The organism is Shewanella sp. SP1S2-4 (assembly GCF_031932075.1).
Taxonomy (GTDB): Bacteria; Pseudomonadota; Gammaproteobacteria; order Enterobacterales; family Shewanellaceae; genus Shewanella; species Shewanella baltica.
The window spans coordinates 1-16,202 of record NZ_JAUOET010000034.1; the positions used below are offsets into that span (position 1 = coordinate 1).

Genomic DNA, 16,202 nt, shown 5'->3' on the forward strand with positions numbered 1-16,202 from the left:
GATAGGGTTGAGGTCAACATAAGTCATACATGCGAGTACTGCCGCCTCATCGAGTAGGGCTTGGGATTTAAAACGGCCCTCCCAGAAGCGTCCAGTGCAGTTATCCTCTTGATTTGCTTTACGGGCGATAGGTTCATTTAAGGCGCGCATAAACCAAGAAATATCACTTAAGCGACTGCGGTATAGAGCGATATGGTGTTTAAGGTTAACCACGTCATGGGCTTCAACAACTTGCCCTTTGACAAATTGTTGTGTTAATTCAGTGCCTTTAAATACTTGATGCCAATGCTCAAGCACTTCTCTATCACTCCATTGATTGGCTTGGAAAATATCCACACAAAGTACCAAGTGCAGATGATTGCTCATCACCGCATAAGCAGCGACATCAATAGCAAAAACCTGAGCCAGTTTAAGCAGTTGTTGCTCTACCCACTCGCGTCTATGGTCGTAGTTTTTACCAGAGAAATGGTCTTCACCACACAAATAGGCACGCCTAACGACTCGACTACAACAGTGATAAAAAGGCGTATCTTCCAAACTGATTTGAGTTCTCCTTGGCTGTGGCATCATCACACTCCTTGTGCTGGATTAAAGATACTAAGCCTAGTTGCGAAATTGGTGACTCACAAAGGAGTCATCGCTAAATTAGAATGAGTGGCTTACGAAAATTGCTTATGAAAAACTATGGGTGGCTTATGAAAACTTATGAAAAAACTATCTATCACTGGTCATGACTTTACTGGCCAAGCCAATAAGCAACACCCCTGATATCCCCTCTAAGGCTCTGGAATAACGCTGGGAATTGGGCCGACTAAATACCCAACTTCCTGCCGACGCATAAAGGACGTTACACAGGGTCGCTAACAAACTGAAAATAAGACCAAGGGTTAACAGCTGAATTGACGTTGAACCTGCTAACGGGTCAATAAACTGTGGCAAAAAAGAGAGGAAAAATAAAGCGACTTTAGGGTTAAGTACACTAACGACAATGCCTTGGAAAAATACGTTGCCGTTTGGTTTGCTATTGTCATCGACCACAATTTTATTGTTGCCACGCCACATTGATATTAACGCTTGAATGCCTAAATACACTAGATACGCGGCGCCCAACCACTTCACAATACTAAAAGCCAACGCTGAGCTGAGAATGATGGCAAATAATCCCAAGCTAGCAGCAAGCGTGTGAACAAAATAACCCACACCTAAACCCATCGCAGCTTTAAGCCCACTGATCATTTTCCCTTTCATTGTGTTAGATACAATGTAGATAACATCGGGTCCAGGGATAAGATTGATAGCAAGGCAAGCAACTGCAAACAGTAATAGTGAATTTAAATCCATTTAATTTTTCTCCTTGTTAAACGGCTAATGTATCGCGCCCGTTTAAGTGGTGTCCGACGCAATACTGCAGCCTCTGCAAACCACTTTAAAAATAAAAATAAAATCAAAACGTTAACTACAATTAAGTTAGTAACCAAAACCTGTGCTCAACTTTATAGACTTTTTGCTCACGTCATGATTCAATGCAAACTTCAATTTGCTCATTCTTAACGATCTTAATTGGCACTTAATTTTTTTATTCACGGCAAATCGTTAAACGGCGCAACGCAAAAATCCCCAGTAGTGAAAGTATCAATAGCGATAAGCTGCCACCGCCGCTGTAACCTTGTTTATGTTCTATGGTGGCAACCTGCTCTTCTTTAACCCGTGTTTTAAAGCGGGCGAGTTCATCATCTAAATTGACTATCATATCGTTCACCGCCAGCTCAAAACCCTCATAGGATTTCTCCCTTAAAGTTGTTGTCACGCCAACAGCGGTTGAACTTTCAGTTAACTGATTTATGCCCGGCGCCCTAAATAACATCTTTTGGCTGCGCATATCGAACACCGCAGTATCGACAAAGGTTTGGATTGCATTCTCATTGCCGGGGATTAAATACATGCCCACGATAGTCCAATAAAGAATGGCCGATTTGTTCTCGTGGCTTTGCATCATTTGATCATAAGATACCAGCGCCATCACATCGACATCATGCAGGCGGGCAACTTGCTGTAAGGTATTAAAGCCTTTGCCATTCTTAAGGTAGGTGCTCGGAATGATTTCAATACGATCGATATAATCGTATTTAATAAAGGATTGTTTCACCTTGTTGAGCAAAGCGACTTGGGCGCGACTGTCTATGGCATCGGCTTGCCAATGGGATGAAGGTAAAAAAGCAATGCCGACGGTAATAGGCAAACGCAGTACAGGTAAGGATGGCTGCTGGGCTTGGCGGCTCTTCTCATCTGGATATAAGTATTCGACTAAGCTACTCGATACCGCATTTTTCTCCGTGGTATTACCGTTAAAAAAGGCACTACAACCACTCAGTGAAAGCATTGCGAGTGAGATTATGCCGCTGGTTATGATCTTAAGTTTCATCTGTTTCCCTACCGTATCCATACACTGCCGCTAATGATGCTACTGAATTTATTGCTAGCGGATGTTGCTGGCTACCTTATCCACTCATTACTGTTAAAACAAGTCGCTATGTTCACATATCAAGTCAAAGACATTCAAACTCAGGTTTTACATACCAATTTTAGATACAAAAAAGCCGCATCATAAAATGCGGCTAGTCATGAGGTGCAACACGCGCTCAAAAGCGCTCATACACTTTTTTGCACGCTTTCATGCAATAGGCTTAAGCGTATTTACGCACTTTTTTAAGCGCAATCTGTTGTTTTAACATGGATAAATGTTCGATAAATACTTTGCCATGCAAATGGTCGATTTCGTGCTGCAACACTATGGCTAAAAACTCATCGGTTTCGATTTCGATAGCTTTGCCAGTTCTGTCTAAGGCGGTCACTTTAACTTTTTCAAAACGTGACACTTTAGCGCGATAACCTGGGATCGACAGACAGCCTTCTTCACCCACAAACTCGCCAGACTTTTCGACGATTTCAGGGTTGATCAGCACTTGAGGTTGGTCGCGACCGTCAGATAAATCGATCACGATAATCGCATCCGTACTGCCGACTTGCGTTGCCGCTAAACCGATACCATCGTCCGTGTGATACATGGTTTCGATTAAATCATCGATAAATCCCTGAACAGCTTCAATATCTTTTACAGGTTGCGCTTTACGTTTAAGGCGCTCGTCGGGAATGGTTAAAATATCGAGTACAGCCATGCCAGTTATCTTCTCTCATCGAGTCAAAAAAATTGGCGCTATTATGGACTATTTGACCATTTACACAATATTAAAGCTAAAAACAGTTTAAATATTTTGTTAGCAATCGAGATAGTCGATAAAAAATACCGAGTAATGCATCATCCATTGAGTGCTTAATGCCCTCACTTCTTCCGCTAAACCAGACTTTGCCGTTACACTAACCCAACCTCGTCGCGGGCGACTTTTACTGTGTGACCTTTTAAGACTGATTCTCTGAGCATGAACACGCATTTAGCTGAGGGCCAACTATTCGATGGCATCGTTTCCGAAAGACAAATCGCCGCTGTATCGCTATCTTGAAAAAGATAGCCAAGATGAACAGGATTTAGCGAGTCACCAGCCCCAAGCGGTGGACTTGTCTCCCATGGCAAAAATCTGGCATATCGTCGCTATGATCCCGCAGGGGAAAATCAGCAGTTATGGCAAAATTGCCGATTATGCGGGATTACCGGGGCGAGCACGTTATGTGTCCAAGGCACTCAAATCGGCACCCGAGCATTTGTCTCTGCCTTGGCACAGAGTACTCAATAGTCAGGGTAAAATCTCCTTCGAGAAAAATTCAGTCTCCTTTCAGGAACAGATGGAATTATTAAGAATCGAAGGGATAACAGTGAACTGCGGCAAAGTTAGTTTGTCTGAGTACCAGTGGCGTCCCGATCTGGTCACTTTAGTCATGGCAATGCCATTTTAGTTTAATATACTGATCCATAAACTGTTTACATCGCTATTTACAGAAGTGTCGGCCTCGGCTATAACCTGCTAACAGTCGATTCCGATTTTTGATTTACGCTGAACTGATTTAACCTGAACTGTGTAAGTAAGCATGCTACTCGACACTTTTTTATCAACCACTACTGAGCGTTTTGTAGTGATACAAGGTGAAAACCTGCGACCCAAGGAGCATTCTTTGCGTACCATTCCCACATTATTAGTGAGCTTAACTGCCCTCACCCAAAGTATGTTTGCCATAGCCGCGCCGACGCCGCTCACGCCGCAGACAGCCGAATACCAAGTCAACTATGGGGATATCGAACTCGGTAAAGCCAAATACACGCTGCCCAATCCAGAAGATGGGGTGTATAAGTATCGTTTTGACAGCGATCTTAGCCTGTTATTGCTAACCGATGTGCGCCACATCTTGAGTGAATTTACTCAAGAAAATAGTCAACTCAGCCCTTTGCGTTACTTACAGCAGCGCCAAGGTGTCGGCCCGAATTACACAGAGCAAACCGCGTTCGCCAAAGCGCAGGGCTTTATTCATACCCGTTATAAAGACGAGAAAGGTAAATTCCCCTATGAAGGCGAGATTTTCGATCCATTAATGGTGCAATTGCAATTCAGGCTCGATATGGCCGCGGGCAAAGAAGCACTTGACTACAAGATGGTCAAAGATAACGAACTGGATGAATACAAGTTCCATGTGATTGGCAGAGAACGGATGAACATCGACAGTGGCAGTTACGACACAGTCAAAATTGAAGTGGTGCGTGACAATAAAAAACGCCAAACCTTCTTCTGGATGGCGCCAGACTTAGCCTACCTGCCCGTGCGGTTAACACATTTTGAAAAAGGCAGTAAGCAGCTGGATATTAAGTTACTTAAATATCACTTCGATGAAGTTGTGAGCCAAGAAAGCGCGCCTGCAGATATTGCTGAGCAACCGCAAGTACCAAAACTGCTCGGTACGACAGAAGGTTAACTGGCAAAGCATTGAGTTAAGTTAAGGAAATCAACTTAGCTCAATGATACAAAGCCTAAGCTGAACTCACACCGATAAAACCAAACCGAATGAATATCTAACCAAGCCAATATCTAACCGAGCTAATATTTAACCGAACCTAGGGCCAGCCTCTAAGTTCGGTTAATGCTCATAGCTAATGGTTCATAGCTGACAGTTCATTGCAACAAGTTCGTTACTAATGGCCTATCACTAATCCTTGTTTGCTAAAAGATGCGTTGGATAACATCAAAGATCGATTAACAGCTCGCCTAATCTAAATAGCTTCCAGTTACCCGGCTGCATAACATGCCACTGTTCATTCTCGGTCAATGGACGCGTCGCAATCACAGTCACCACATCATGGGCGGTAGTTTCCTTATCAAAATCAATCACCACATCGGTATCAATAAGTTTCGCTTTGCCAAACGGTGCGCGGCGAGTGATGTAACATAAATTATTGCTGCAATAGCTCATCAGGTGCTCACCATCGCTCAATATCATGTTGAACACACCTAAGGCACGGATTTGTTCGGCCAACGTCGCGACATAATGAAACACAGCCAACATATCTTCAGGTTTAGCATCGCCAAACTTCTGGGCAACTTGTTCCAAAATCCAGCAGAAAGCGAGTTCGCTGTCAGTATCACCAACGCTCTGATAGCGCGAGACGTTAAACTTAGGCAGATAGTCCGTCAATTGGCCATTATGAGCATAGGTCCAATAACGTCCCCATAATTCGCGGGTAAAAGGATGAGTATTCTCTAAAGACACGCAGCCGCGATTCGCTTGGCGAATATGGCTTATTACGACTTCACTTTTAATCGGGTAGGATTTGATCAATTTTGCAATATGCGATTCGCTACTCGGGCAAGCATCTTTAAAAGTACGGCTACCTTTCCCCTCGTAAAACGTAATACCCCAGCCGTCCACGTGGGGACCTGTTACGCCTCCTCGTTGTGCTAATCCCGTAAAACTAAACACAATATCGGTTGGCACATTGGCGCTCATTGCCAGTAACTCGCACATATTTCTCGCCTATCATCAATCAAAAATCCACTTGTTGGCATTGTAACTAGTTGATGACATTTGTGGAATGATCAAAGTCGACAAATAATTTAAACAATTGTTTGAAAAATACTTGTATTAAAATTGTCTTAGGTTTAACTTTTATGCGACACAGGTCTGACCACAAACTATAATTGTGATCGCAATCAACAAAACACTCTATGACCTGTGGTTGGCACTCGGTCATATTTAAGGAGAATTACAGTGACTACCCTACTTTGGATCATCGCCATGATCTTAGTGCTAGGAGCCCTAGCTTACCTTCGGGTATCTTTGCTCACTGCCACTATTGCAGCCGCTGTTGTGATGACAGCTGGATGGACACTCGATGTTGTCGGCCCTATCTCTTGGATCGTTTTCCTTGTGGTAGCCTTGCCGTTAAATATCAGTGCATTTAGACAAAATGTGATCAGTCGCCCACTGATGAAGGTTTATCGCGGCATCATGCCGGAAATGTCTTCAACTGAGAAAGAAGCGATTGAAGCCGGCACCACTTGGTGGGAAGCCGATCTGTTTGCGGGTAACCCGAACTGGAAAAAACTGCATAACTACCCAGCTGCGCGTTTAAGTGCTGACGAACAGGCCTTCCTCGATGGCCCTGTTGAAGAAGTGTGCCGCATGGTGAATCAACACCAAGTATCACACCAACTGGCTGATTTACCCGCTGAAGTATGGCAATATCTGAAAGATCACGGCTTCTTCGCCATGATCATTAAGAAAAAATACGGCGGTTTAGAATATTCGGCTTATGCCCAATCTCGTGTGTTACAAAAACTGGCGGGATTAAGCAGCGAGTTGGCATCAACTGTTGGTGTGCCTAACTCTTTAGGCCCTGGAGAGCTGCTGCAACATTACGGCACACCAGAGCAACAAAACCATTATTTACCGCGTTTAGCTAAAGGGTTAGAAGTGCCTTGTTTCGCACTGACCAGCCCAGAAGCTGGTAGCGATGCAGGCTCGATTCCTGACTTTGGTATCGTGTGTAAAGGCCAATGGGAAGGTGAAGAAGTTCTGGGTATGAAACTGACCTGGAACAAACGTTACATAACCTTAGCGCCTGTCGCGACAGTATTAGGCCTCGCCTTTAAACTGCGCGATCCAGAGCATCTACTTGGCGATAAAGAAGAACTCGGCATTACTTGTGCTTTGATCCCTACCGATGTGGAAGGAGTAGAAACGGGTCGTCGTCACTTCCCGCTCAACTGCATGTTCCAAAACGGTCCGACTCGCGGCAACGAAGTATTCGTGCCATTAAGCTTCATCATTGGCGGCCCGAAAATGGCAGGTCAAGGCTGGCGCATGCTGGTGGAATGTTTATCAGTGGGTCGTGGTATCACGCTGCCATCAAACTCAGCAGGTGGTGTGAAAACTGCAGCGCTGGCAACAGGGGCTTATGCTCGTATTCGTCGTCAGTTCAAATTGCCTATCGGTAAGCTTGAAGGTATCGAAGAGCCAATGGCACGCATCGGCGGTAACGCCTATCTGATGGATGCAGTGACAACGTTGACCACCACAGGTATCGACTTAGGTGAAAAACCGTCGGTTATCTCTGCAATTGTGAAATATCACCTGACGGATCGTATGCAGAAATGCGTTATCGATGCCATGGATATTCATGGTGGTAAAGGCGTGTGTCTTGGCCCCAACAACTATTTAGGTCGCGGCTACCAAGCTGCGCCTATCGCGATTACCGTTGAAGGCGCAAACATCCTGACCCGTTCTATGATCATCTACGGCCAAGGCGCAATTCGTTGCCATCCTTACGTACTGGCAGAAATGGAGTCAGCATTTGATACCGAATCGGGTCAAGGTTTAGCTAACTTCGATGCAGCCATCTTTGGTCACATTGGTTTTGCGACCAGTAACTTCATCCGTAGCTTCTGGTTAGGTCTGACATCAAGCCGTTTCTCTAACGCGCCTTATTCAGATAAAACCAAACGTTACTATCAACAGATGAACCGTTTCAGTGCCAACCTTGCCCTGCTTTCTGACTTAGCCATGGCAACCTTGGGCGGCAACCTTAAACGTAAAGAGCGTATCTCTGCCCGTTTAGGTGACTTACTGAGCCAACTGTATCTGGCATCAGCCACGCTGAAACGCTATGAAGATGAAGGCCGCCAAACCGACGACTTACCATTAGTGCAATGGGCGGTTGAAGATGCGCTGTACAAGTTACAAGCCTCGTTAGACGATTTGCTGGATAACTTCCCTATGGGTCTTGGCGGCGCATTACGCGTGGTGATGTTCCCATTCGGTCGTCCACTGAAACGCCCAAGCGATGTGTTAGATCATAAAGTTGCTAAGATCATGCAAACACCGTGTGAAAGCCGTGACCGTCTAGGTAAAGGCCAGTTCTGGACTAACTCTGAGCACAATGCTGTGGGGATCCAAGAACAAACGCTACTGGACATCATCGCGTCTGAGCCGCTACATGACAAAGTCTGTAAGGCGAGCGGTAAACGTCTACCCTTCATGTGGTTAGATAAAGTAGCCGCTGAAGGTAAAGCACTGGGCGTGCTAAGCGACGATGAAGTTAACTTGCTAGAAAGAGCGGAAATCGGTCGTATGAAGTCAATCAACGTTGATGACTTTGACCCAGCTGAACTGCGTCCAGAAGTGGTTTCAACCACTTCACAGGAACGCGCAGCGTAATCCACTCCGTAAGATTTAAACCAACAAAAAGGAGGCTAATTAGCCTCCTTTTTTAATGCCTTGACCCAATGACAATTCAAACTACTCCATCACTGAGTGGAGTCTAATACCAATCACAGCCTAGGTTAACTCTTCACTAAAGTCTCATCTTCAGCTTGAAGTGGATCAGCGGTATTATCCTCAATAGCCACTTTAGCTTCAGCCTGTACAAGCCTTAATTGTTCAGCCTCTTCATCCGCTTTTATCTTCGCTAAAGCGGCTTCTGCTGCGGCTTTCTCTTGGGCTTCCTGTGCTTCTCGCTCTGCAATCGCTTGCTGTACTTTGGCTTCTTCTAAGGCTTCAATCGGTAGCAGGCTAATGAGCTCAATACCATTCGGGAACACAGTATCGTTGCCAGACACTACAACGACCTTACCTTCCTTGGTTAAATAAACCAGTGGCATAGCCGTTTCACCGTAACGCTTACGGAAATGCTCAAAGCTGAAGTTTTCAGTTAAATTGGTCACTTTAAGCTGAGCGCCTCTCGCCATTAGGCTTGCTATCTTGGCATAGGACACGGCATCACCAAACAAACATAAACGCTGCTTATAACTTTCTGAGAGCTGGTGGCGCGCACTGCCGACCTCGGTATTATTTAAGCCAAAGACCTTCTTAGTGCCAAAGAAATCTTGAAAATGGAAACTCACTAAAGGGTTCAATTGTCGATAAGGCGAAATGATCAACACGCGGCCAATCCCCGTTAAATCCATATAGGTTTCAGCATGTTCCGATGCGGGATTACCAAAATACACTGGGATATTATCCATACGTGCGAGGCGTATGTTATCCCAGTTATTATCAGCCAATAGCACTTTGATATCCTTGGCTTTTAAGATTTTAGCTAACTCACGGGAAAATTTAGAAGCACCGAAAATCAATAGACCTTGGGCAGAATCGGCTTTGACACCTAGGAATCGCGCCCAACGTCCCGCGGTTAAACTTTGGATAACAACCGTGCCGATAATAATTAAAAACACTAAGGGCACAATCGCATCAGCGCCCTGCACATTGTTGGCTTCTAACTTAATCGCAAACAATGACGATACCGCCGCAGCGACAATGCCTCGCGGTGCAATCCAGCATAAAAACCACTTATCAGCCCTCGATAAAGAGGTGCCTATACCAGAAACCCAAATACTCAGTGGCCGTGCTAGCAACATAGTGACCGCTAAAACGCCCAGTCCACCCCAACCTAAGTCGAGCATGGCATTAGAATCTAATCGCGCCGCCAATAAAATAAACAGTGCCGAAATCAACAGTACGGTTAAGGTTTCTTTAAATTCGAGGATTTCAGCAATATCCACACCGCGCATATTGGCAAGCCAAATGCCCATAACGGTCACAGTCAGTAAACCCGACTCTTCCTGTAATAGGTTAGAGCCGACAAAGATACCCAGCATTAAGGTCAAGACTGCGGTATTGCGCAAATAATGTGGTAACAGGTTGCGTCTTAATATTTGCCCTGTGAGGTAACCTGCCGCAGCGCCGAGCCCTAATCCTAGCGAAAGCATAGAGCCTAATGCATAGAGCACATGTGTCGTGGGATCGCCTGAAACAGTTATGTATTCAAAAACTAATACCGCCAGCAATGCGCCTATGGGGTCGATAACTATGCCTTCCCAGCGCAAAATACTGGCAAGTTGGGATTTAGGGCGCACACTTCTAAGCATAGGCACGATAACCGTCGGTCCCGTCACCACCACTAATGCGCCAAAGAGGAGTGCTATTTCCCAACTAAAATCGAGTAAATAAAAGGTGGCCGTGCTGATACAAGCCCAAGTTATCACTGTCCCTATAGTCACAAGATGCGTCACCATACGACCATGATCTTTGATTTCTTTAAAGTTGAGGGTCAAAGCGCCCTCAAACAAGATCACGGCAACCCCGAGAGAAATGATCGGAAAGAGTAAATTGCCAAAAATCACATCGGGATTGAGGAAACCAAGTCCGGGGCCGAGGGTGAGTCCACAGAGCAGTAAGGGCAAAATTGCCGGTAAGCGTAGTTTCCAACCAAGCCATTGACAAAAAAGCGATAACACTCCAATCAGCGCTAACATACCCGTGATTTGTTCAACCATAAAAAATCCTTTAGGTGAGGAAAACAATGAGCTCGCATTATCTTTAATGAAATAGATGACATGAGCATGATAATGGCTCGGGAATTATCTATTTCGCTTAACAATAGCAGCAAATGCATAAACGCTATAAAGTTTATCGAAGACTGCATGACCTAAGTGAAACCAAGGCGCAACAGCGATGGACTGCAAGCTGCAGCGATTTTATGCTGCAATTATTTGATGAAAAAGATAGAAATAAAAAGGCCTTACATTGCTGTAAGGCCTTTTTATTAATTTGGCGGAGCGGACGGGACTCGAACCCGCGACCCCCGGCGTGACAGGCCGGTATTCTAACCAACTGAACTACCGCTCCAAATTTTTCCATATCAAACATCTGACGAGTTTTAAACCCGCTAACACAAGCGTGACAGGCCGCTGATGTTAAAACGATAGCCTAACCAACTGAACTACCGCTCCAAATTCTTCCATATCTAATATCTGACGAGTTTTAAACCCGCTAACCTCAGCGTGACAGGCCGCTGAAGCTAATACAGAAATACTATAATCAAACTGACTTATTAAGGCTTCTGCTTAAGATGCGAAGAATAATACGGTCGAGCCCTGCAGGCGTCAACCGTTTTTTTACTTATATTTTTCATTTGATTAAAAAAAAACCAAATCAATAGTTGAGCTTGATTTATGTACCAAATATCGCTGAAACGCCGCAGTTCAAAGTGATTAATCAAACACATTAAGTGACTGCGAACTATCGGTCTTTATCCGCTTCATCTGGCATAGTGAGATCGATTTCATCTAACGAAGGCGCTGCAGCTGAATTCGCCGATGCTTCTTCCAATAAACGTGACTCAGCGGCAGCTAAGGCCTGTGCTAGACTTTGGCGTTTACGCCACACAATTAATCCCACCACGCCCAAGACTAATAAGATAGTGTTGATTGTGATGATCCAAAACATCGCATCTTTCTTTGCAAGTTCTTCTTCCTCTGCCGCTTTTTGTGCAGCAACAGCAGCTAACTCTTCGGCGCTCGGCGGTGGCTCTGGTGGCTGAATTAAGTTGAAAAATAGCTCAGGTAAATCCAGCACAATCTCTCGACCAGTAATCGTTGTCGTTGCTACAAAACCTTTAATACGATAACTACCAAACTCAGTCACAATCGGTAAATCTAGTTCAGAGTCCGGCTCAGTAAGGCCATTCACCGTTAAAGGCAGTTGTAAGCCAGCAGGGCCCACCAACTCAAAGGAAAAATGCGTTTCAGCCAGTTGCAGCACAGCACTATCGACGTGCAACATGATCTTCCATTGCCCTGTTAACGGATCGTCTGGGGTAATGACTTCTAAATTAATTGGCCGCGGTGATAATCTAAACGGAAATGAAATCTGCCGCTCAAACACGTTGTTGCGTGCCTGCACCACAAACTCATAGTCACCCCAAGGCTGCTTTACATTGATATTACTGGTAAATACGCCATCATCAGGTTTTTCATCATAATCTTCACCATTGTCTTTATAGGAGCCGACAATAATGTCACCCGCGGCAAAATTCTCATCGCCGGCCCTGTGCTTACTCACAAAATGAGCCGTCCACTCCACCAGAAAGTCGAGTCCCGGCATGCGCACACGCTGGGCATCCCCCATCAACTGGGCAACAATTTTAACTTGCTCACCTTGGAATATCGGCTGCGGCAAAGGCTGCACTTCGATTTCGAGTTTAGAGAGTTTTTTGAGGGTCGAACCTGGGACGACTTTACCCACCAACTGCCAAGGTCCAGGCATAGGCGACTCAATGTAAATAATATCGCCAGTAATACCATCGACCCATTTAACGGATTCGGGATGGCGATTGGCATACCATTTACTGCCATCGGGCAATACTATCACTACTGGCGCAGAGCCGTATTCACGCTCAACTAACAGCGTCATGTTATCGACCATATGGTCGATACGAAAACGGTTTTTAAGCTCTGAGGCCGTCTCCAATCCTACAATCGGGGCAGCCTTAGGCGACTTAACAACTTTTTGGGCAGGCTCTTGGTCGGCGGCCAATACAGACGTCACACTCACAAGCGGTGTAGTGACAGCAAGGCAAAGCGCTAAAATAAGTTTATGGCACGACATCGGCATAATGATTTTTCTATCCTCTCCAGAGGCATTTACCTGATTTTGCGACTAAATCAAGGCGTTGTTCATGCATAGTCAATTCATCGGCCGATGCGCCGATCACTTTAAGATTAAGTGATTGCGGATCAAAACGTTGGATCCCCCCCGCTTCCTGCCCCGCTTCTTCGTTAGACAAATTAAACTTTGTCTGGCCGCCTGTCATGATCAAATAAACATCGGCGAGGATCTCGGCATCGAGTAAAGCGCCGTGGTACTCGCGGCGAGACGTATCCACACCGTAACGCTTACAGAGAGCGTCGAGATTGTTTTTCTGGCCGGGATGCAGGAACTTAGCAATTTCTAAGGTATCGAGGATCTGACAAATATCAGCGGTTTTCGGTCCACGCGGCTGCAACAGTGAAAACTCATGATCCATAAAGCTCACGTCGAAGTTCGCGTTATGGGCGACGATTTCTGCACCGTCGATAAAGTTAATAAATTCTTGGGCAACTTGATGAAAACGCGGCTCTTTAGAAACACGCTCATCAGTAATACCGTGAACGGCGATGGCTTCAGGATCGATTGCTTGCCCAGGATTGATATATTGGTGGTAATAACGCCCCGTCAAACGACGGTTCACCACTTCCACGCAACCTATCTCGATGATCCTATGGCCTAAATAAATGGCGCCGCTGCCCTGGTTCATACCTGTGGTTTCGGTATCCAAAATAACCTGACGGCTAGCATTAGAGATAATATTCATGTTTTTATGCGCTTCTTATGACAATTTTTGGTTATACTCGGCCGAAATTCCCGGCTATGGTAACAATTTGATGACTGAACTAAAACTGATCCACATCTTCACCGACGGTTCTTGCTTAGGCAATCCCGGTCCTGGCGGCTATGGCATTGTAATGAATTATAAAGGCCATACAAAGGAGATGTCCGACGGTTTTGCGCTCACGACCAATAATCGCATGGAGTTATTAGCTCCCATCATAGCGTTAGAAAGCTTGAAAGAGCCTTGCCAAGTCGTGCTCACCAGCGACAGTCAGTATATGCGCCAAGGCATAATGACGTGGATCCATGGCTGGAAGAAAAAAGGCTGGATGACATCAAACCGTACCCCAGTGAAAAACGTTGATCTATGGAAACGATTAGATAAAGCCTCACAGATGCACACTATCGACTGGCAATGGGTTAAAGGCCACGCAGGACACGCCGAAAACGAACGTTGCGACGTGTTAGCTCGCACTGCGGCGGAATCTAAACCAACCCAACCCGACTTAGGCTACCAGCCTTAACTCTGTGACCCTTACTTAAATGAGCTAAGTTTGAACAACCCCAGTTCATACGAGCTAAATTCGAAAGTAAGTTAGAAAACTGAATTAGAAAAGTGAGTTCGATGCCATCACGCCTAAGCTAAACACTTAGGCATGACGATTTATTTTGCGATTAATCTCACCGTTTAAGCCCACCGTCAACATTAACCTTTTAAACAAATCACTTAGGCTTACTGTTCACAAGGGCCATTGCTATAAAAAGTTTATTTAACTTCTACACCTGCGATATTGAAAAAATTCTCACAAAACTGCACAAAAGCTTGACCTAAGGATGTCGCCTGACGACTCTTATGGGTAATACGATAAAACTGCCGCTCCAGCACTAATCCCTCAATCGTGACTAATGCTAACTCTTTGCGGCTGATTTCTTTCTCCAGCGCCAGCTCAGATAACACCCCAAGCCCAGCACCTTGTTTCACCGCCAGTTTAATTGCATCCGGCGTAGTAAAGCAGAACTTAGCTTCTGGCTGCATATCCAACTCATTGGCAGCATTGACAAAATACTCACGAGTGCCCGAACCTTCTTCACGTAGCACCCAAGACTGACCTCTCACTTTCGCCGGTTTAACGACTTTCCCAGCTAGAGGATGCGCCGGATGGCAAAACACCAGTAATCTGTCCTTATGCCATGCCTCGACACTCAAACGATTGTCAGTGCAATGGCCTTCAATAAAACCCATTTCTGAGCGGAACTGCGCAACCGCTTGGATCACATCTTGAGTATTAGTAATCGCCACATCCACATGGGTTTGAGTATGTTGCTGACAAAATGCCACTGCGGCTTTCGCCATCAGATAGTTACCTATGGTTGAACTGGCACTAATACTTAACCGCCCAACCAAATCGCCACCATGGTAGGTAAATGCCTGCTCAATTTGCTCGACACGGTGCAATAAATCCGTCGCCAGTGGCAACAATAAATTACCCTGCGAGTTCAGCTGTAATCGATTACCAATGCGCTCGAATAGGCGGGCATTGAGCTGTTTTTCTAACTCTGCCAAGGCCATAGAAGTGGCAGGTGGTGATAAATTAACTTGCTCCGCCGCCTTTGCGACTTGGCCGCTACGCGCCACAGCCTCAAATACCGCCAATTGTCTTAGGGTGATACGCATATAAAAACCTGTACTTAAAATAGAAAAGGCTTATCCGTTTTTCGAATGCTCTGATAAATGCCCTGAACGTCCCGCGGTCGGTGCCGTGGTCCAATTTGTCTGCCGCACCTTACGTTTATCGCGGATAGGCGTGAGTGGCGACTCAAGTTTGCGTGCCACAATCAAATACAAACTGCCCGCGCTAGGCAGCCATGACGCTAAACTCTGTTGAAAAAATTTGCCTTGGGTGAAATCGCCCATTAAAGGGTGATAGACCAAACGTTCATCGCCCACCACTTGATAACCCAATAAACCTAACCAATCTCGCACCCTTGATGGCATAAAGAAGCGGCCATTCCATGGGAGGCAATCCTGATACTTAGGCCATAACTTACCCAAAAATACCGGACTCAAGGGATTAAAACCGACGATAAAAAGATAGCCTCCGGCGATGAGTACCCGATCGGTTTCACGAAGAATACGGTAAGGATCGGATTCAAATTCGAGTAATAGACTCATGACCACAGCATCTATCGCCGCATTTTGCAGGGGTAAATGGCAAAAATCACCTTCAATTGAGGCGCCTTGAGATGACGAGAGTGAAAAATGATGGGCCACTGGCGATGCCATACTCGATAATTCGGCACTCAAAGGCCCTAACTTTAACAAATGATAACCAAAGACTCTTGGCCACCAATCTTCAAGCTGCTTAGCAACGGCTTGTTGCAGCGCTTCACCATTGGGCAAGTCGCTCCATTGTTCGGGTTTGAGCTCAGTACTAAAATGCGACACAGAGTTCCTCCGTTAGCTTGGTAGACAAGTATCCAATTGGGTCAAAAATTACTGCCATTTTGCCACAGGGCAAAAGCGGCAAAGGTCGCTAAAGGCTGTTCACTTATGG

General features: G+C 45.5%; 13 protein-coding genes, 1 tRNA gene and 1 pseudogene. 4 read left to right on the forward strand and 11 right to left on the reverse strand.

Annotated features, from left to right (window positions below):
• From Q4Q52_RS20135 to def, 4 genes and pseudogenes are all read right to left on the reverse strand, one after another.
• Positions 1-567 (reverse strand): annotated as a pseudogene (locus Q4Q52_RS20135) (transposase); the annotation flags it as partial.
• Between the two features lie 147 nt (positions 568-714).
• Entirely contained in the window at positions 715-1,341 is a 627-nt protein-coding gene (locus Q4Q52_RS20140; RefSeq protein ID WP_311991475.1) for a LysE family translocator, read from the reverse strand.
• 235 nt (positions 1,342-1,576) lie between these two features.
• Entirely contained in the window at positions 1,577-2,422 is an 846-nt protein-coding gene (gene rhlP, locus Q4Q52_RS20145; RefSeq protein WP_311991476.1) for a rhombotarget lipoprotein, read from the reverse strand.
• 262 nt (positions 2,423-2,684) lie between these two features.
• Complete coding sequence (gene def, locus Q4Q52_RS20150) at positions 2,685-3,176, reverse strand: peptide deformylase (protein WP_006081499.1); 492 nt, start codon at positions 3,174-3,176, stop codon at positions 2,685-2,687.
• 295 nt (positions 3,177-3,471) lie between these two features.
• Here def and Q4Q52_RS20155 point away from each other — a divergent pair, with 295 nt between their 5' ends.
• Both Q4Q52_RS20155 and Q4Q52_RS20160 read left to right on the forward strand, forming a co-directional pair.
• On the forward strand, positions 3,472-3,909 hold the full coding sequence (locus Q4Q52_RS20155) for an MGMT family protein (RefSeq protein WP_311987871.1): 438 nt from the start codon (positions 3,472-3,474) through the stop codon (positions 3,907-3,909).
• A gap of 216 nt (positions 3,910-4,125) precedes the next feature.
• Positions 4,126-4,917 (forward strand): DUF3108 domain-containing protein, encoded by a 792-nt coding sequence (locus Q4Q52_RS20160; RefSeq protein WP_259522742.1) that lies wholly within the window; start codon positions 4,126-4,128, stop codon positions 4,915-4,917.
• Positions 4,918-5,184: 267 nt separating this feature from the next.
• Here Q4Q52_RS20160 and Q4Q52_RS20165 read toward each other — a convergent pair whose 3' ends face one another.
• Complete coding sequence (locus Q4Q52_RS20165; RefSeq protein WP_106650384.1) at positions 5,185-5,964, reverse strand: class II glutamine amidotransferase; 780 nt, start codon at positions 5,962-5,964, stop codon at positions 5,185-5,187.
• A 243-nt stretch (positions 5,965-6,207) separates the two neighbouring features.
• On the opposite strand from Q4Q52_RS20165, the gene fadE reads away from it, so the two are divergent.
• Positions 6,208-8,655, forward strand: a complete 2,448-nt coding sequence (gene fadE / locus Q4Q52_RS20170) for an acyl-CoA dehydrogenase FadE (protein WP_311991477.1) — start codon at positions 6,208-6,210, stop codon at positions 8,653-8,655.
• Positions 8,656-8,780: 125 nt separating this feature from the next.
• On the opposite strand, the gene Q4Q52_RS20175 is transcribed toward fadE, so the two are convergent.
• The 4 genes from Q4Q52_RS20175 to dnaQ all read right to left on the reverse strand — a co-directional run bounded on the left by Q4Q52_RS20175 (position 8,781) and on the right by dnaQ (position 13,630).
• Positions 8,781-10,772: a sodium:proton antiporter gene (locus Q4Q52_RS20175; protein WP_311891772.1), complete on the reverse strand. Its 1,992-nt coding sequence runs from the start codon at positions 10,770-10,772 to the stop codon at positions 8,781-8,783.
• Between the two features lie 275 nt (positions 10,773-11,047).
• A tRNA-Asp gene (locus tag Q4Q52_RS20180) sits at positions 11,048-11,124 on the reverse strand.
• Positions 11,125-11,517: 393 nt separating this feature from the next.
• Entirely contained in the window at positions 11,518-12,891 is a 1,374-nt protein-coding gene (locus Q4Q52_RS20185; RefSeq protein ID WP_311991478.1) for a TIGR03503 family protein, read from the reverse strand.
• A gap of 10 nt (positions 12,892-12,901) precedes the next feature.
• The gene (gene dnaQ / locus Q4Q52_RS20190; RefSeq protein WP_106650381.1) at positions 12,902-13,630 is read right to left on the reverse strand and encodes a DNA polymerase III subunit epsilon; all 729 of its coding nucleotides are present in this window, start codon (positions 13,628-13,630) and stop codon (positions 12,902-12,904) included.
• A gap of 70 nt (positions 13,631-13,700) precedes the next feature.
• On the opposite strand from dnaQ, the gene rnhA reads away from it, so the two are divergent.
• Positions 13,701-14,171: a ribonuclease HI gene (gene rnhA / locus Q4Q52_RS20195; RefSeq protein WP_006081489.1), complete on the forward strand. Its 471-nt coding sequence runs from the start codon at positions 13,701-13,703 to the stop codon at positions 14,169-14,171.
• Between the two features lie 242 nt (positions 14,172-14,413).
• Here rnhA and Q4Q52_RS20200 read toward each other — a convergent pair whose 3' ends face one another.
• Together Q4Q52_RS20200 and Q4Q52_RS20205 are read right to left on the reverse strand one after the other, a co-directional pair.
• Positions 14,414-15,322: a LysR substrate-binding domain-containing protein gene (locus Q4Q52_RS20200; RefSeq protein WP_220592872.1), complete on the reverse strand. Its 909-nt coding sequence runs from the start codon at positions 15,320-15,322 to the stop codon at positions 14,414-14,416.
• Positions 15,323-15,352: 30 nt separating this feature from the next.
• Entirely contained in the window at positions 15,353-16,093 is a 741-nt protein-coding gene (locus tag Q4Q52_RS20205; protein WP_311991479.1) for a class I SAM-dependent methyltransferase, read from the reverse strand.
• Positions 16,094-16,202 lie beyond the last annotated feature (109 nt).